Annotated in this window: 18 protein-coding genes; 10 read left to right on the forward strand and 8 right to left on the reverse strand. The window is 72.4% G+C overall.

Features of this window, described 5'->3' with window-relative positions:
* The first annotated feature begins 9 nt into the window (after positions 1-9).
* On the forward strand, positions 10-1,356 hold the full coding sequence (locus tag G3576_RS03500) for a class-II fumarase/aspartase family protein (protein ID WP_164692909.1): 1,347 nt from the start codon (positions 10-12) through the stop codon (positions 1,354-1,356).
* On the opposite strand, the gene G3576_RS03505 is transcribed toward G3576_RS03500, so the two are convergent.
* The gene (locus G3576_RS03505; protein ID WP_164692910.1) at positions 1,353-1,724 is read right to left on the reverse strand and encodes a response regulator; all 372 of its coding nucleotides are present in this window, start codon (positions 1,722-1,724) and stop codon (positions 1,353-1,355) included. The genes G3576_RS03500 and G3576_RS03505 overlap by 4 nt on opposite strands.
* Before the next feature lie 338 nt (positions 1,725-2,062).
* Here G3576_RS03505 and G3576_RS03510 point away from each other — a divergent pair, with 338 nt between their 5' ends.
* Genes G3576_RS03510 through G3576_RS03530 form a run of 5 tightly spaced genes read left to right on the forward strand, consistent with a single transcriptional unit; the run spans position 2,063 to position 6,076 of the window.
* On the forward strand, positions 2,063-3,040 hold the full coding sequence (locus tag G3576_RS03510; protein ID WP_164692911.1) for an NAD(P)/FAD-dependent oxidoreductase: 978 nt from the start codon (positions 2,063-2,065) through the stop codon (positions 3,038-3,040).
* Positions 3,037-3,618, forward strand: a complete 582-nt coding sequence (locus G3576_RS03515; protein ID WP_164692912.1) for a pyridoxamine 5'-phosphate oxidase family protein — start codon at positions 3,037-3,039, stop codon at positions 3,616-3,618. Before G3576_RS03510 ends, G3576_RS03515 begins: the two co-directional genes overlap by 4 nt.
* A complete protein-coding gene (locus G3576_RS03520; RefSeq protein WP_164692913.1) occupies positions 3,615-3,875 on the forward strand; it encodes a DUF3253 domain-containing protein in 261 nt (86 codons plus the stop codon). Before G3576_RS03515 ends, G3576_RS03520 begins: the two co-directional genes overlap by 4 nt.
* On the forward strand, positions 3,872-4,318 hold the full coding sequence (locus G3576_RS03525; RefSeq protein WP_164692914.1) for a DUF1499 domain-containing protein: 447 nt from the start codon (positions 3,872-3,874) through the stop codon (positions 4,316-4,318). Before G3576_RS03520 ends, G3576_RS03525 begins: the two co-directional genes overlap by 4 nt.
* A gap of 33 nt (positions 4,319-4,351) precedes the next feature.
* Complete coding sequence (locus G3576_RS03530) at positions 4,352-6,076, forward strand: ABC transporter ATP-binding protein/permease (RefSeq protein ID WP_164692915.1); 1,725 nt, start codon at positions 4,352-4,354, stop codon at positions 6,074-6,076.
* A gap of 103 nt (positions 6,077-6,179) precedes the next feature.
* On the opposite strand, the gene G3576_RS03535 is transcribed toward G3576_RS03530, so the two are convergent.
* The 4 genes from G3576_RS03535 to G3576_RS03550 form a co-directional block, all read right to left on the reverse strand.
* Positions 6,180-7,736, reverse strand: coding sequence for a hypothetical protein (locus G3576_RS03535; protein WP_164692916.1), 1,557 nt, complete (start codon positions 7,734-7,736; stop codon positions 6,180-6,182).
* Between the two features lie 209 nt (positions 7,737-7,945).
* Positions 7,946-8,902 carry a polysaccharide deacetylase family protein gene (locus tag G3576_RS03540; protein WP_164692917.1) on the reverse strand — a complete coding sequence of 319 codons (957 nt, stop codon included), beginning with the start codon at positions 8,900-8,902 and terminating at the stop codon, positions 7,946-7,948.
* A gap of 53 nt (positions 8,903-8,955) precedes the next feature.
* Entirely contained in the window at positions 8,956-9,432 is a 477-nt protein-coding gene (locus G3576_RS03545) for an SRPBCC family protein (RefSeq protein ID WP_164692918.1), read from the reverse strand.
* Complete coding sequence (locus G3576_RS03550; RefSeq protein ID WP_164692919.1) at positions 9,425-9,772, reverse strand: ArsR/SmtB family transcription factor; 348 nt, start codon at positions 9,770-9,772, stop codon at positions 9,425-9,427. The genes G3576_RS03545 and G3576_RS03550 overlap by 8 nt, the downstream gene beginning before the upstream one ends.
* A 112-nt stretch (positions 9,773-9,884) precedes the next feature.
* Here G3576_RS03550 and G3576_RS03555 point away from each other — a divergent pair, with 112 nt between their 5' ends.
* Together G3576_RS03555 and zigA are read left to right on the forward strand one after the other, a co-directional pair.
* Positions 9,885-10,505 carry a DUF1826 domain-containing protein gene (locus tag G3576_RS03555; RefSeq protein ID WP_164692920.1) on the forward strand — a complete coding sequence of 207 codons (621 nt, stop codon included), beginning with the start codon at positions 9,885-9,887 and terminating at the stop codon, positions 10,503-10,505.
* On the forward strand, positions 10,502-11,701 hold the full coding sequence (gene zigA, locus G3576_RS03560) for a zinc metallochaperone GTPase ZigA (protein WP_164692921.1): 1,200 nt from the start codon (positions 10,502-10,504) through the stop codon (positions 11,699-11,701). The genes G3576_RS03555 and zigA overlap by 4 nt, the downstream gene beginning before the upstream one ends.
* A gap of 4 nt (positions 11,702-11,705) precedes the next feature.
* On the opposite strand, the gene G3576_RS03565 is transcribed toward zigA, so the two are convergent.
* On the reverse strand, positions 11,706-12,071 hold the full coding sequence (locus G3576_RS03565) for a YkvA family protein (RefSeq protein ID WP_164692922.1): 366 nt from the start codon (positions 12,069-12,071) through the stop codon (positions 11,706-11,708).
* 65 nt (positions 12,072-12,136) lie between these two features.
* On the opposite strand from G3576_RS03565, the gene G3576_RS03570 reads away from it, so the two are divergent.
* Positions 12,137-13,114 carry a Bug family tripartite tricarboxylate transporter substrate binding protein gene (locus tag G3576_RS03570; protein ID WP_164692923.1) on the forward strand — a complete coding sequence of 326 codons (978 nt, stop codon included), beginning with the start codon at positions 12,137-12,139 and terminating at the stop codon, positions 13,112-13,114.
* On the opposite strand, the gene recQ is transcribed toward G3576_RS03570, so the two are convergent.
* Both recQ and G3576_RS03580 read right to left on the reverse strand, forming a co-directional pair.
* Positions 13,115-14,932, reverse strand: a complete 1,818-nt coding sequence (recQ, locus tag G3576_RS03575; RefSeq protein WP_164692924.1) for a DNA helicase RecQ — start codon at positions 14,930-14,932, stop codon at positions 13,115-13,117.
* Between the two features lie 110 nt (positions 14,933-15,042).
* Entirely contained in the window at positions 15,043-15,456 is a 414-nt protein-coding gene (locus tag G3576_RS03580) for an OmpA family protein (protein WP_164692925.1), read from the reverse strand.
* 164 nt (positions 15,457-15,620) lie between these two features.
* On the opposite strand from G3576_RS03580, the gene G3576_RS03585 reads away from it, so the two are divergent.
* Positions 15,621-16,664: a hypothetical protein gene (locus G3576_RS03585; protein WP_164692926.1), complete on the forward strand. Its 1,044-nt coding sequence runs from the start codon at positions 15,621-15,623 to the stop codon at positions 16,662-16,664.
* Positions 16,665-16,696: the final 32 nt, after the last annotated feature.

Consider the following 16,696-nt stretch of genomic DNA (forward strand, 5'->3'; position numbering starts at 1 on the left):
GCACTCCCCATGACCGTCTCCCCCGCCGATGGCCCCGTCTTCGGCGCCGTCTACGGCACCGACGCCATGCGCGCCGCCATGGGGGAACGCGCCTTCCTCCAGCGCATGCTGGACACCGAAGCGGCGCTCGCCCGCGCCCAGGCACGCCTCGGCATGATCCCGGCCGAGGCCGCCGCCGCCATCACCGAAGCCGCGCGCGTCGAGATCATCGACATCCCGGCGCTAGCCGCCGCCACCCGCAACACCGGCTTCCCCGTGGTCGGGCTGGTGAAGCAGCTTTCCGCCGCCGCCGGTCCTGATGCCGGCCGCTGGACCCATTGGGGCACCACGACGCAGGACATCGTGGACACCGCGCTGGTCCTGCAGATGCGCGATGCCTTCGCCCTGATCGCCGCCGACCTCGATCGCCTGATCGCCGCCTTCGCCAGGCTGGCGCAGGCGCATCGCCACACCGTCATGGCCGGCCGCACCCATGCGCAGCAGGCCCTGCCCATCACCTTCGGCTACAAGGCCGCGCTCTGGCTCGACCCGCTGGTGACCATGCGCGAACGCCTGGCCCAGGCCCTGCCCCGCATCCTGAAGCTGCAATTCGGCGGCGCCGTCGGCACCCTCGCCTCGCTCGGCGACAAGGGCCAGGCCTGTGCGGCGGAGCTGGCCCGGGAACTGGACCTGGTGCTGCCCGCCATCCCCTGGCACGTCGCCCGTGACGGCACGGCGGAAGCCGCCTGCTGGCTCGGCATGCTCTGCGGCGTGCTGGCCAAGCCCGCCACCGACGTGATGCTGCTGATGCAGTCGGAGGTGTCGGAAGCCAGCGAGCCCGCCGCCCCCGGCCGCGGCGGATCCTCCACCATGCCGCAGAAGCGCAACCCGATCGCCTGCGAATACGTCATCGCCCAGGCCCGGGCGGCGCAGGCGCTGGTGCCGCAGGTGCTGGGCGCCATGGCGCATGACCATGAACGCGGCGCCGGGCCGATGCAGATCGAGCAGCTGGCCCTCGCCCCCATCTTCCTGCACGCGCACGGCGCCATGGCCCAGGCGCTGCTGATCGCGGAGGGGCTGGTCGTGGACGCCGCCCGCATGCGCCGCAACCTCGATGCCTCCGGCGGGCTGATCGTGGCGGAGGCGGTGATGATGGGCCTCGCCCCCCTGCTTGGCCGGGGCGTGGCGCATGACGTGGTCCACCACGCCTGCGACGTGGCGCTGGCCGAGGGCGCGACCCTGGACGAGACCCTGGCACGCGACCCGCGCGTGACCGCTCATCTGGACCAGGCCGGCATCGCACGGCTGACCGACCCTGCCGGCTACCTCGGCGCCACCCAGGGCTTCATCGACGCGGTGCTGGCCCGCGCCGGTTAGGCCCCCGGCCGCATCGCGCCGGCGATGGTCGCCGCCGCGCAGGCCACGCTGAAGGGCTTGGCGAGGAAGGGCGCATCCGGCAGCGCCCGCCCGGGCTCCGCCGCGCGCAGCCGGCCGGAAGCGTAGATCACCGGCAGGTCGGGCCGCAGCACCCGCGCCGCACGCGCCAGCGCGAAGCCATCGGCGCCCGGCAGGTTGATGTCCGTCAGCAGCAGCGCGACGTCGGGATGGTGGGCCAGCACACGGAGCGCGGTCTCCGCATCCTCGGCCTCCAGCACATCGAACCCCGAATCCGCCAGCCCCTCCACGAGGGTCATGCGGACCAGCGGATCATCCTCGACGAGCAGTACCTGGCGGGCCGGTGCCATGATGTTCCCTTTGCAGGAACCACCCTAGCGCCGCGACGGGTGGATGGTACGGCCGGCAGGCGCCACGACTGCGTGAGCAGACTGGGGCGCGCCGCCCTGTGACGCGAAAGCCGCATGCCCTGCATCCGCCGATGGCGACCCTTAACATCCCATTAACAAGGGACGTTCACGGAGTCGTCCGCGACCAACGCCAGAAGGGCGGTCGGCCCCGGCAGGGGCCGTCGCCCCAGGACCGGGCGCTGGCCGCCTCGGCACGACTCGCCGGCGGAATCCGGCACGCCCCGCGGCATCCGGCTTCGCCCCTTGCCTCCCCGCCGCGCCGCGCCATACACGCAGCCATGGTCCCTCAGAACATCGCCATCGTCGGCGCCGGCCTGGCCGGCATGGCCTGCGCCAAGTCGCTCGAAGCCCATGGCGCGCGCGTGCGCCTCTTCGAGAAGAGCCGCCGCCCCGGCGGCCGCCTGGCCACGCGGCGGGTGGAGGTGGAGGGCGTGACCCACGCCTTCGACCATGGTGCGCAGTACCTGACGGCGCGCGGCGCGCATTTCGCGGCCGTGCTCGACGTGACGCGCGCGATGCCCTGGCCGGATGACAGCCGCAAGGTCGGGCGCCCCAACATGGCGACCATCGGCCGCGGCCTGGCCGATGGCCTCGACATCGCCGTGAACCGCCAGGTCGTGGAGATCACGGGCAGCCCCGGCGCCTGGATGCTCCGCCACCACGACGGCACGCTGATCACCCCCGGCGCCCCCCTGCCGGAAGGCCCGCCGGAGGAGGATGGTCCCTTCGACGCCATCGCCCTCACCGTGCCCTCCCCCCAGGCCGTGCCGCTGCTGGCCGGGCCGGCGCCGCACCTCGCCCATGTGCTGGAAGGCGTCGTCATGGCGCCCTGCTGGACGGTGATGCTGGCCTTCCCCACCCGCATCCCCCTGCCCGACACGCTGCGTCTCACCGGCGGGCCCATCGCCTGGGCGGCGCGGGACAGTTCCAAGCCCGGCCGCGTGGCGGAGCAGGAGAACTGGGTCGTCCAGGCCAGCGCGGACTGGTCCCGCGACCATCTGGAACGCCGCCCGGCGGAGGTCGCGCAGCTTCTCCATGATGCGCTGGAGAAGCTGGTCGGCCAGCCCCTGCCGCCGACGCTCGTCAAGCTCGCGCATCGCTGGCGCTACGCCCTCGTGGAAAAGCCGCTCGGCGCGCCCTGCCTCTGGGACCCGACGCTCGGCCTCGGCGCCGGCGGGGACTGGGCGATCGATGCGCGCGCCGAGGCCGCGGTGGATAGCGGCATCGCGCTGGCCGCGGCGATCCGGAGAGCATGAGCCGGGACCCCGGCCCCGGCACGCTCCAGGATACGCTGGCCTGGGCGCTGGCGCTGATCGCCCGCGGCGTCGCCGACCGCCGCCACGCCTTCCACACCCCCGTCCTGGCGACGACGGGCCTGGATGGCGCCCCGCAGGCCCGCACCGTGGTGCTGCGCGGCCTCGACCCCGCCGCCCGGCAGCTTCGCCTGCACACGGATGCGCGGGCTGGCAAGGTCGCGGAGCTGGCGGCGGAACCACGCGCCGCGCTGCTGTTCTATGATGCGGCCGCGCAGCTGCAGCTTCGCCTCTCCGGTCGCGCCACCCTGCACCGGGACGATGCGGTGGCGGATGCCGCCTGGGCCGCCAGCCGGGAGTTCAGCCGCATGTGCTACGCGATCACCCCCGCCCCCGGCCAACCCGTGCCGGCGCCGCCCCCCGCGCCGCTGGACAGCGAGGCAGGGCGGCCGCATTTCTGCGTCGTGATCCTGCACCTCGCCCGCCTCGAATCCCTGCATCTCGCCGCCAGCGGCCATCGCCGTGCGCGCTTCGACTGGGACGCCGGCGGCGCCCTCGCCTCCACCTGGCTCGTGCCATGACCAGCACGGAAGCGCTGGAGGCTGAGATCCTCCGCCAGACCAGCGAGCGCGGCATCGGGAAGAGCATCTGCCCAAGCGAGGTCGCCCGCGCCCTGGCGCCGGAGGAGGAGGCCTGGCGCCGCCTGATGGGCCCCGTCCGCGCCGCCGCCATCCGCCTCGCCAAGGCCGGGCAGGTGGAGGTGCTGCGCAAGGGCAAGCCTGTCGACCCCGATGCCGAGATCCGCGGCGTCATCCGCCTTCGAAAGCCAGCCTCATGAGCACGCTCACCCTGCTGATGGGCCGCGGCACCGCCGGCCTGCCGCCCGCCGAGCCGATCGACTTCAACGGCCTGGTCCTGCCCCCCTCCCCCAACGCGCATCTTGCCGCGCCGGCAGGCTCCACGCCGGAACGGCATGAGATGACGCCGCTGCTGCCCGTCTCCCCGGAGGCCGCCTGGGCGGCGCTGCGCATGCTGGGCGAGGGCGAGGCGCGGACCTGGAAGCTGGCGGAATGGCCGGACCGGCGGCAGGTGCAGTGGGTGGTGCGCACCCGCTTCGCCAATTTCCCGGACATCGTGGTCGGGCAGATCGTGCCCCTGCCCGGCGGCTCCGGCCTCTTCCTCTATTCCCGCAGCCTGGTCGGCTATTCCGATTTCGGCGTGAACAGGCGCCGCATCGCCGAATGGCGCGCGCGGATGGACGGGGCACTGCGCGCCCCCTGATAATGCCGGGGTCCTTCCCCTGGATTCCCGCCCATGCGCCGCCTCGGTTCCTTCCTGCATGATGCATGGACGCTGACGCGCCCCTACTGGGTCAGCGAGGAACGAGGCCGCGGCCTCCTCCTCCTCATCGCCGTCATCGTCCTGAACCTGTCCCTGGTCGGCATGACGGTGGTGCTCACCTACTGGCAGCGCGCCTTCTACAACACGCTGGAGCAGAAGGACGCCGCCACCTTCTGGTCGCTGCTGTTCCTCGGCGGCGAGGCCGACGGCACCTGGTTCCCGGGCTTCACCGTCGTCGCCGTCGCCTACATCCTGATCGCGGTCTACCAGCTCTATCTCCGCCAGGCGCTGCAGATCCGCTGGCGCCGCTGGCTGACGCGGGACTACCTGGATCGCTGGCTGGCCGACCGCGCCTATTACCGCATCGCGCTGACGGACCCGCAGACCGACAACCCCGACCAGCGGCTTGCCGACGACCTCCGCCTCTTCGTGGATGACACGCTGTCGCTCGGCCTCGGGCTGATGAACAGCGTCGTCACGCTGTTCTCCTTCATCCTCGTGCTCTGGTCGCTGTCGGGGCCGCTCGAGGTCTTCGGCATCACCATCCCCGGCTACATGGTCTGGGTCGCCATCCTCTATTCCGCGCTCGGCACCTGGATCGCCCATCTGATCGGCCGGCCGCTGATCCGGCTGAACTTCCTGCAGCAGCGCGTGGAGGCCGATTTCCGCTACGCCCTGGTGCGGCTGCGGGACAATGTGGAGGGCGTGGCCCTCCACCAGGGCGAGGCGGATGAGAAGCGCGGCCTGCTCGCCCGCTTCCAGGCGCTGACGGAGAACTGGTGGGCGATCATGACCGCCACCAAGCGCCTCACCTTCTTCACCGCGGGCTTCACGCAGGTGGCCAGCATCTTCCCGATCGTCGTCGCCGCCCCCGCATATTTCGCCGGCCGCATCCCGCTGGGCGGCCTGATCCAGACCAGCAGCGCCTTCGGGCAGGTGCAGGGCGCGCTGTCCTGGTTCGTGGACAACTACGCCCGCCTGACGGAATGGCGCGCGACGGTGGAGCGCCTGACCGGCTTCCGCCAGGCCATCGAGGCCGCCCGCGCCGCCACCGATGGCGTGCGCGTGGCCCCCGGCGCCGATCCTGCGGTAGTGCTGGACGACGTCACCATCAGCCTGCCCGGCGGCCGCGTGCTGCTGCGCGATGTCTCGCTGCGGCTGGAGAAGGGGGAGGCCGTGCTGATCTCCGGCGCCTCCGGCAGCGGGAAATCCACGCTGTTCCGGGCCCTGGCCGGCATCTGGCCCTTCGGCCAGGGCACCGCCCACATCCCCGACGGCGCCCGCGCCCTCTTCCTGCCGCAGCGCCCCTATCTGCCGCTGGGCGGCCTCCGCCGCGCCGTCTGCTACCCGCTGGACGCCACGACGGTGCCCGACGACGCCGTGCGCGAGGCCCTCTCCGCCGCCGGCCTGCCGCATCTGCTGGACCGGCTGGATGAGGAGGATGCCTGGGACCGGCGCCTCTCCGGCGGCGAGCAGCAGCGCCTGGCCATCGCCCGCGCCCTGCTGGTGAAGCCCGACTTCCTGTTCCTGGACGAGGCGACGGCGAGCCTGGACCCCGCCGGGGAGGAAGCGCTCTACCGCCTGGTCGCGGAGCGCCTGCCGGGGACAGCGGTGCTCTCCATCGCCCACCGGCCCGCGGTCGCGCAATTCCATGGGCGCCGGCTGGTGGTGGCGGAGGGGGCGTTGCGGGCGGGGTAGGCGTGCCAGTAGCCGCAATGGCGCCCGTTGGCCCGCCAATGGCTGTCGTCGCCCTACGCCGCGTCACGCATGGTTCAGGAGGCTGTGGCCATCCGCTTGGGTGTCAACGACGGAAGGCCTGATTCAGGCTGAGGGCCCAGGCGCAGTAGCCGCGACCGAAGCTGACACCCACCGAAGTCCCGGCCGTCCGGTACGCCATGCTCCAGCGCGGCTGGCGCGGCGGCCAACCCGGGGGCGCCGTGTAGGGCGGATCGTTCTCGATCGGCTCACCGAACACCCGCGCCACGGCCTCCGTGGTCAGGCACGGGCCCGCCACGCCGCCCAGCGACATGTAGAGGCGCGCCACCGACTGGCCGACGTTGCTCCAGTCCGTGCGCAGCGCGAGCAGGACCTCTTGCCCAGCCGGCGAGAGCTCGCCCACGAAGCGCCAGCCCTGGCCATCCGTGAGGGGCAGGTCGAGGACCGGCCGAAGCCCGAGCGTCGTGCCGACAGCCTCGACATCGCTGAGCCGCCTGGCGTCAAGAAGGGCCCGGAGCCGCGAAAGGAGCTCGTCGGTCGTCATGCGGGTCGCATGCATCGTGCGGCCGAGGCCATGGCGCGCAAGGATATCGGTCCGCCGCACCGCGGGGTTACCGCTATCCGACAGATCCACGATGTGAAGCGCCGGTTGCGGATCGGTGCCTTCGAGGGGCGTCGCGATGAAAGCCGCCCTTGCCCCATCCGCCGACATCGCGACGTGGCCGATATCCGCGTCGAACTCCGTGACGGGCAACACGCTGCTCGTCGCGCCCGGTCCGGGCCGAACCACCACGAGCCTGTCTTTCGGGCGGGGCTCCGACAGATCCATCGTCTCGGCGGCCACGACCACCCGCCCGCCCGCGCCAACGGCGGAGTGGCGCCCGACGAGGCCAAGCCAGCGCTCGCCCGACCTGAGGATCCGCGCAGCCTCTCCGACGCGCAGCAGCATCTCGCTCCCATTGCCGTAAAGCCGCACCGTCCCGTCACGCCCAAGCTGCGGCGGGGCACTCGTCGCAAAATGTACGGGCCAGCTGCCGAGTTCTCGCGGCGCCGTCGCGTCCTGATGGTCTGCCGCTAGCAGCCGGTAGTCGCTGCACTGACCGCCCATTCCATGGATGTACCGACAGGTTGCGGCTGCGAGCGCCACGGCGCGGCCCGTGCCGTCGTAGGACAAGGCGTGGAGACGCCCATCCGAACCGCGCGACTCGCGCAGAAGAAGGATGCGGCCGGGTTCGCCGACGCGGTGCTCGAACACCCCGTCCTCGTCGCAGTTACCCGAACCCCGTGCGCCGCCGTGGCACCGCCAGAGCGCGAGCAGCCGGCCGCCATCATCGGAGAGCGCGACCGCCTGGATGCTGCCGGGCGTCGCATCCTGCACCGCGACTGTTCGCAGGTCCTGCGCATCGACGATGACGAAGCCGTCGTGATGGACCACGAAGGGCGGCCCAACCGGCGAGCGGCGGGTGGTGGCGAAGGTGATGGCAAGTCGGTTGCCGTCGGGCGAGAAGGCCAGGCCAGTCGGCATTCCCCGATAAGGTCGGGCCTCGCCTGCCGGCGGCACCCAGGGCGGCGGAAGGCGCGAGCAGGCGGTGTTCGCCGTGAGCATCGCGATGGCGAGGAGCTTCGTCGCGAGGCGGAGCATGGAACGGGGTGTGCCCGGTAAGCGCGTGCTCGTCATCAAGTGACCATGAGGAGCTTCGATGCCGCTTGGCAAGGAGCGGTGGCGCGGCGCTGTGCCTTCCCGGCGGGGAGCAGCGTGCCAGTTCATCGCCGACACGCAACGCGTTTGCCGGCAAGCTGTACCCGAAGCCGGCGAGCGCGCAAAATCGCGAGGCGGCTACGCAGGCCGCATCACCCCGGCAGCACCGGCGCATCCCGCGGCGTCAGCGCGCGCCCCGGCCCCAGCGCCCATTCCGCGATCTCGTCCCGCCGCGCGAACCACACGCCAGGGTGCTTCCCCGCCCAATCCAGGAAGCGCTGGACGGAGGGGATCACCGCCGGCCGCCCCGCGACGAAATCATGCAGCGGCACGCTCATCATCCGCCGGCGGGTCGCGCCTTCCTCGTAGAGCACCTCGAATTCCTGCCGCAGCATCTGCTCGTAATCGTCCAGGCTGCGCTGCTGGTTCTGGAAGAAGTTGAGGTCGTTGACGTGCCCCATATAGGGCACCAGGCACAGCTCCTTGTCGCCATTCACCACCTGGATCCAGGGCTCGTCGCGGGAACGGTCGTCGATGGAGTAGATGAGGCCGAGTTCCTGCAGCAGGTCGTTGGTGTTCACGCTGCCCTGCAGCCCCTGCGCGTTGAAGCCCTTGGGCCAGAGGCCGGTCGCATTCCGCAGCGCCTCGAACCCCTCCCGCAGGAACTCCCGCTCCTGGGCCTTCGGCAGGTGGTATTGTGGCGCGTGGCGGATGGCGCGGCCGCCGGCCTCATGCCCGCGCTCCACGATCTCCCGCGCCAGCTCCGGATAGCGGCGGATGCTCTCCCCGATCATGAAGGAGGAGACGCGGATGCCGAGGCGGTCGAACAGGTCCAGCAGCCGCGGCACGCCTTCCTTTGCGCCATAGGTGCGGCCCTGGATCATCGGCAGGTTCGGGAAGCGCTGCCCCGCCTGGGGCGTGCCGGGCGGGCCGTTCTGCCACATGGCGGGCTGGCCGCCATCGGCCTCGAACATCATGCAGACGCCGATGGCGAGGCGCGCACCACCCGGCCAGAAGGGCCCGCGTGGCCGCCTGGCCGGCTGCGCCAGGGCGGGCGAGGCCAGCAACCCCGCCGCCGCGCCCATCACCACCCGCCTGCCGATCGCCATCCCGCCTCTCCCGTCGTTGCGTGGGCGGCAGATCGGGGGCGGTCAGGGAAGGGTCAAGCCTCCAGCCCCCGCGCCACGCCGACCAACTGGTCCAGCGCCGCGCCCCAGCCATGCTCGAACCCCATCGCCGCGTGCCGCTCCCGGTCCGCATCGTCCTTGTGCATGACGCGCGCGGTGTAGCGCGTGCCCTCGGCCACTTCCTCGAAGGTCAGCACCGCCGTGACGAAGGGGTTGGGCCGCGGCCGGAAGCCGGGCAGCAGCGCATCCGTCCAGACCAGGCGGGAATGCGGCACCACCTCCAGCCAGCAGCCCGGCGGCTCATCCATCACCTGGCCCTCGGGGCTTTCCATCACGGTGTGGAAGATGCCGCCGGGGCGAAGGTCCACCTCCGCATGGATCGTCTTCCAGGGATGCGGCGTGAACCAGCGCACCAGCAGCGCGGGCTCCGTCCAGCAGCGCCAGACCAGCCGGGGCGGCACCGCCACCACGCGGGTGAAGACCAGGTCGAGATCCTGGGCCGCGTCAGCCATGGTCGTTCTCCTCCTTGTGCAGTTGCAGGGCGAGGGCCTCCAGCCGGTCCAGCCGCCCCTCCCAGGCCGCGCGCTGCCGCGCCAGCCACTGCTCCGTCTCCGCCAGCGCCGCCGCATTCAGCGTGCAGGTGCGAACCCGCCCGGTCTTGCGGCTGGCCACCAGCCCGCTGCCCTCCAGCACCCGCAGGTGCTGCAGCAGCGTCGGCATGGCCAGGGTGAACGGCGCGGCAAGGTCGGAGACGGAAGCCGGCCCCTGCACCAGCCGCGCCACGATGGCGCGGCGGGTCGGGTCCGACAGGGCATGGAAGGCGCGGTCCAGCACCGCCTGATGGTTAGTCATTTGCCTATCTATCCCGACAGCATCGCTGCCGTCCAGTCACGCGCCCGTCACCTCGCCCTTGCAGCCGGGATCGCATCAGTTATGTTATACTGTACCATTCGGACACGCCGTGATGCCGCTCGACCTCGCCGACAGCCCCTCCCCCCTTTCCGCCATGGCCGCCCTCGCCCCCGTGCTGCGGGATGGCAGCAACGTGGCGGCCTGGCACCGCGCCCTGCCGGTCTGCCTCTTCGCCGGCCTGACGCCCCTGCTGGCCCGAGGCCCCTTCGTCGCGATCGCGGAGGATGCGCCGGACGCGGCCCTCGCCACCCTCGCCCGTAACCTGCCACTGCCGGAGATGCTGCGCGCCGACATCGCGGCGCTGGCCACCACCTTCGCCGCCCTGGTCGGCCAGGACCGGGTCCGCATCCGGCTGGAGGCGCTGCGCGGCCGCGGCTGCCATCGCTGGCACGCCGATGCGGTCGGGCTCCGCCTGCTCTGCACCTATGCCGGCCCGGGCACCGAATGGCTCGACCTCACCGGCGGCGCCGCCCTCGCCCGCCGGCTCGACCCCGCCCACCTGATGATGCAGCCCGAACGCCTCGGCACCGGCGACGTCGCGGTCCTCAAGGGGGAGGCCTGGCCCGGCAATGCCGGCAATGGCTGCATCCACCGATCGCCCCCCAACCCCGATGACGCGCCGCTCCGCCTCGTCCTCTGCCTCGACGAGCCCGGCCGGTTCCCCGCGCCATGAGTGCCGATCGCCGCCTGCCCGTCACCGTGCTCTCCGGCTTCCTCGGCGCCGGCAAGACGACGCTGCTGAACCATGTCCTGGCGAACCGGGAGGGCCGCCGCGTCGCCGTCATCGTCAACGACATGTCGGAGGTGAACATCGACGCCGCCCTGGTCGGCAATGCCAGCAACCTCTCCCGCACCGAGGAACGCCTGGTCGAGATGTCCAACGGCTGCATCTGCTGCACGCTGCGGGAGGATCTGATGCAGGAGGTGACGAAGCTCGCCAGGGAAGGCCGCTTCGACGCCCTGCTGATCGAGAGCACCGGCATCTCCGAGCCCATGCCCGTCGCCGCCACCTTCGACTTCAGGACGGAGGATGGCTTCTCCCTCTCCGACATCGCGCGCCTCGACACGATGGTGACGGTGGTGGACGCCGCCGCCTTCCTCGCGGATTACGGCAGCGCCGACAGCCTCCGCGCCCGCGGCCAGGCGACCGGGGAGGAGGATACGCGCCTGCTGGTCGACCTGCTGGTGGAGCAGGTGGAATTCGCCGACGTCATCGTCGTGAACAAGGCGGACCGCGTCACGCCGGAGGAGATGGGACGTCTCGCCGGCATCCTCGCCACCTTCAACCCGCGGGCGGAGATCGTGGCCAGCGTCCAGGGCCAGGTGCCGCTGCGCCATGTGCTGGAAACCGGCCGCTTCGACTTCGCCAGCGCCTCCCAGGCCGCCGGCTGGGCGCAGGCGCTCTCCGGCCAGCACCTGCCGGAAAGCGAGGAATTCGGCATCACCAGCTTCGTCTGGCGCGCCCGACGCCCGCTCCACCCCGCCCGCTTCAAGCGCCTGATCGAGGGCGACCTGCCCGGCGTGATCCGCGCCAAGGGCTTCTTCTGGCTCGCCACCCGCATGCCCTGGGCGGGGTCCTGGCAGCTGGCCGGCGCGGTCGGGCGGCATGAGGCCGCGGGCTTCTGGTGGGCCGCCCAGCCGCGGGAGCGCTGGCCCGACAATCCCGAATGGCGCCGCGGCGTCATGGCCAATTGGCAGGAACCCTTCGGCGACCGGCGGCAGGAGATCGTCTTCATCGGCGTGGGCATGGAGGAAGCCGCGCTGCGCCGCGCCCTCGATGCCTGCCTGCTGACGGAGGACGAGATGCGCGGCGGCCCCAAGGCCTGGGGCCGCTTCCAGGACCCCTTCCCCGCCTGGCGCCAGGGCTGATCCCTCAACCCAGCCACCACCACAGCGCCGCGGCCCCCAGCGCCACCCACAGCGCCACCACCGCCATCGCGCCCGCCCGGCTCACGGGGCGTTCGGCGATGGCGCTGGCCTTCGCCGAAAGCTCCGCCTTCAGCCCCGGCGGGATAATCCGCAGCACCAGCCACACCAGGCCGGGCAGCAGCACCAGCTCATCCAGCAGCCCCAGCACCGGGATGACATCCGGGATCAGGTCGATGGGGGAGAAGGCATAGGCCGCGATCCCCGCCGCCAGCAGCCGCGCCGCCCAGGGCACGCGCGCATCCCGCGCCGCCAGCCACAGCAGGATCGCCTGCCGCTTCAGCGCCCGCGCCCACCCCCTCAGCCGATCCATCCCGCCCCCGGATTGAGCCCCCTCGCCGCCGCCCCTACCATCCAGGCCATCACGGGGGAAACGCCATGCACAACCTCACCCGCCGCAGCCTCGGCGCGGCCACGCTCGCCCTGCTGCCCACGGCCACAAGCGCCCAGGCGCCCTACCCCGGCACGCGCCCCGTCTCCATCGTCGTCTCCTTCGCGCCCGGCGGTTCCACCGACACCGTCGCCCGCCTGGTCGCGCAGCAGCTGGGCCGCATCCTCGGGGGCAGCTTCGTGGTGGAGAACCGCCCCGGCGCCAGCGGCACCATCGGCAGCGCCCATGTCGCCCGCTCCCGCCCGGATGGCTACACGCTGCTCTTCGCGGGCAGCGGCACCTATTCCATGTCGGGGCACCTCTACCCCCAGCGCGGCTATGACGAGGAGGCGAACTTCACCCCCCTCGGCTCCGTCAGCACCTCCTCCCTCTTCCTCTGCCTGAGCCCGAAGCACGGGACGCGCGACACCGCCGCGCTGATCGCGCGTGCCAAGGCAGCGCCGGGCCGCCTCAGCTACGCCTCCTCCGGCGCCGGCGGTTCCGCCCACATCATCACGGAGCTCTTCCTGGAAGGGGCCGGCATCCAGGTGGAGAACGTCACCTATCGCGGCGGCGCCCCCGCCGTGCAGGCCGTCATCACCGGGGAGGTCGAGATGGCCTTCGTGGAGGCGGTGACGGCGCTCCCCCTGATCCGCAACGGCGACGTCATCGGTGCTGCCGTCACCAGCGCGGAGCGCAGCCCGCTGGCCCCGGAGATCCCGACCATCGCCGAAGCCGCGCTGCCGGGCTTCGAGGGCACGACGCTGCTGGCCATGTTCGCCCCCGCCGGCACGCCGGAGGAGATCGTCCAGCGCCTGCACCAGGGCATCGCGGAGGCGATGCGCCAGCCCGACCTCATCGCCCAGCTCCGCGCCGGCGCCGTCTTCCCGAGGGTCATGACCCCCGAGGAATTCCGTCCGTTTCTCGCCAGCGAGAGGCGCCGCTGGCTGGCCGTGATCCGCAGCCGGGGCATCAAGGCGGAGTAGTCAGTCGCAGCCCCGCAGCACCCGCAGCACCTCGTCGCCATAGCGATCGAGCTTGGTGCGCCCCACCCCGGGGATGGCCGCCAGCTGGTCCAGGCTGCGTGGCCGCGCCTGCGCGATCTCCGCCAGCGTCTTGTCCTGGAAGATGACATAGGCCGGCACCTGCTGCGCCTGCGCCTCGCCGCGCCGCCAGTCGCGCAGCGCCTCGAACACCCGGTCGCCGACCGGCGCGGCGCCGCCACCCCGCACGCCGCGCGATCCGCCCGCGGGCGCCGTGCCGGCGCGCAGCACATCCTCCCGCAGCAGGACCTTCTCCTCGCCCTTCAGGATCGGGCGCGCCGCCTCCATGGGCACCAGCTCCCCATGGTTCTCCACCGCCACGTCCAGCGCCCCGCGCGCCACCAGCTGCCGCGCCACGCCGCGCCAGGCGAGGTCCGACAGGTCCTTCCCCACGCCGAAGGTCGGCAGCCGGTCATGCGCGAATTGCGCCACCTTCTCCGTCATCCGCCCGCGCAGCACGTCCACGACATGCGCCACGCCGAAGCGCCGCCCCGTGCGCAGCACGGCGGAGAGCATCTTCTGCGCCGCCACCGTGCCGTCGAAGAGTTTCGGCGGGCTCAGGCAGACATCGCAATTGCCGCAGGGGGGGATGTCATCCTCCCCGAAGCAGCGCAGCAGGATCTGGCGGCGGCAGGTCGCGGCCTCCGCGATCGCCACCATCGCCTCCAGCCGCTGCCGCTCGATCCGCTTCTGCTCCGGCGCCGCGGGGCTTTCCTCGATCCGGTGACGGGCGAGGGCGATGTCGCCCGCGCCGTAGAGCAGCAGGGCGCGCGCCGGCAGGCCATCCCGCCCGCCGCGGCCGATCTCCTGGTACCAGCTCTCCGGAGATTTCGGCAGATCCAGGTGGGCCACCCAGCGCACATCCGGCCGGTCGATGCCCATGCCGAAGGCGATGGTCGCGCACATCACCACGCTGTCGCCGCGGGCGAAGCGGCGATGCGCGTCCCGCTTCGCCTCGCTGTCCATGCCGGCATGGAAGGCCAGCGCATCCACGCCGTCACCGCGCAGCCACTCCGCCGTCTGCTCGGTCTTGTTGCGGGTGCCGCAATAGACGATGCCGGCCCCGCCCTTCCCCGCCTCCTCCCGCAGCAGGGCGCGCAGCTGCGCGCGCTCCTGCTCCCGCGGCACGGCCTCGATCCGGATGTTCGGCCGGTCGAAGCCGCCGCGGAACACCGGGTCCTCCTGCAGGCCGAGCTGCCGGCGGATGTCCTCCACCGTCCGCTGGTCCGCCGTCGCCGTCAGCGCCAGGCGCGGCGTGCGCGGGAAGCGCTCCGACAGTACGCCGAGGCCGCGATATTCCGGCCGGAAGTGATGCCCCCATTGGCTGACGCAATGCGCCTCATCCACCGCGAAGAGGGCGATCGGCAGCTCCTCCAGCCGGCCGAGCATCCCCTCCAGCGTCAGCCGCTCGGGAGAGACGTAGAGCAGCTTGAGGTCGCCATGGTGCAGGTCCCGCAGCACATTCCGTGCCTCGCCCTCCGGCAGGTCGGAATGCAGCGCGGCCGCGGCCACGCCCTGCTGGCGCAGCGCCGCGACCTGGTCCTCCATGAGGGCGATGAGGGGAGAGACGACCACCCCCACCCCCTCCCGGCACAGCGCCGGCACCTGGAAACACAGCGACTTGCCGCCGCCGGTCGGCATCAGCACCAGGCCGGAGCCACCGCCCGCGACATGGCGCACCACCTCCTCCTGCCGCCCGCGGAAGCCGGGATGGCCGAAGACGCGGGACAGGACCTCAACCGGGTCCGTGCTGGTTTCCATGGAGGGTCTGGTTACGGGGGGGAATCGGCCGTCATCGGGCATGGCATCCTCTGCCATGCCCGGGGCGCTTCGTCAGCTTCCGATCCGCCCGCGGATCAGCCTGCGGACCCTCAATTCGGCCCGATATGGATCTCGACCCGGCGGCTCTGCACCGGCACGGCATCGAAGGGCACGGCGCCGCGGCCCTGCTGGGTGATCTGCCCGCGCGGCACGCCGGCGGCCACCAGCTCATTCACCACCCGCTCCGCCCGGGCGCGGGAGAGGGCGACCGTCGGCGCCAGGCCGGGCTCGGGCGCGGAGAAGCCCAGCACGCGCACCGGCGCGCCGGGGTAGCGCTTCGCCACCTCCGCCGCGTCGCGGATCACGGCCTTGGCCTCCTCGCTGGTGGCGATGCTGTCATCCTCGAAGAACACGACGCGGACGGGCTGCGCCGCCAGCTGGGCGCCCATCGGGTCGGTCGGCGCGCAGGCGGCCAGGGCCGGCAGGGCGAGAAGGGCGGCAAGGCCGAAAGCGCGGCGATTCATCGAACTGGGCTCCCCAGATGTGTTGTCGCATTGGTCGCCCGCGGCCCGGTCCCCGTCAATCACGCCAGCACCTTAACCGCCGTTTTCACACCACACGGAAACGCCACTCGCATTCCGGTTGTGGCGCCACCTTCGGTTAACCATCCGTCCCGCATCTTGCGACCGTGCCCGACCAAGCCAGCCCTGCCCCGGTCTCCCATGCCATCCCGCCGCCGCGGCCGGAGCTGCCCGATCCCCGTCGCTTCGACCCGGTCGTCTTCCCTGGCGCCGAGGCCGGGGAGGTCTGGCCGCCCACCCACCTCAACTTCCACGCCCCCTGGATGCATGAGGCAGGCCTGGGCTTCGAACGCGACGCGAGCGGCGGCATCGCCGTGGTGCGGTCCTTCGCCCATCTCCGCCTGCTCGTGGATATCGATACCGCGCACCAGCTCTTCGACCTCGCCCCCGGCAGCCGCGACTTCCGCCTGCTGCGCCTGGTGCCCGCCGCGCTGCGCTGCGTGGAGCGCATCATGCCCGGCGACCCCCTGCCCGGCCCCCTGCTGGATGAGGAGGAGGAGGTGCCGGAGGAGCACCACCTCTACGCCGCCACCACCGCCATGGTGGAACGCCTGGCCGGCCAGGCCGGGGAGGAAGGCCAGGCCCTGGCGGAGGCCATGCGCCGCGTGCCCCCCGGCCCCGGGATGTTCGAGGCCGCGGTCGCCCGCTGCATCACCCGCTTCGGCTTCCCCATGGCGACGGTGGCGCCCCTCGCGCGCCGCCTGCAGCGCCTGGCGAATGCCCATGCGCGGGTGCTGGCCACCGCCGCCGCGCAGCCGGACTACGAATCGATGGAGAAGGTCGTCTTCCGCACGCGCCAGACGCTGGGCGCCGATCGCGGCTGGGTCGGCGGCGGGCTGCTGACCCGCGCCATGGACAATCTGCTGCCGCAGATCAGCCGCCCGCGCCGCGCCAGCGCCGCCATCGCCGCGGCGGCCGAGGAAGCGATGCGCCGCCCCCTGCCGCTGGAGGCACCGACGCGCCTCATCCTGGAACAGGATGGCTACCGCGACCGGCTGCTCGACATCTCCGTCTTCTGGCGCCGGCTTTCCGCCGCCTGGATGACGGTGGACCCCGACACGACCGACCGGCGGGAGATCGAGGCGCTCGCCCGCAACACCCTGCGGCGCCTGGCGCTCACCTCCCTCTACCGCGCACCGGACGAGCCTTAAGGTTCTTGCCCTCAAGCGCCGGGCGGCCGCAT

This window comes from Falsiroseomonas algicola (assembly GCF_011040385.1).
GTDB lineage: Bacteria > Pseudomonadota > Alphaproteobacteria > Acetobacterales > Acetobacteraceae > Falsiroseomonas > Falsiroseomonas algicola.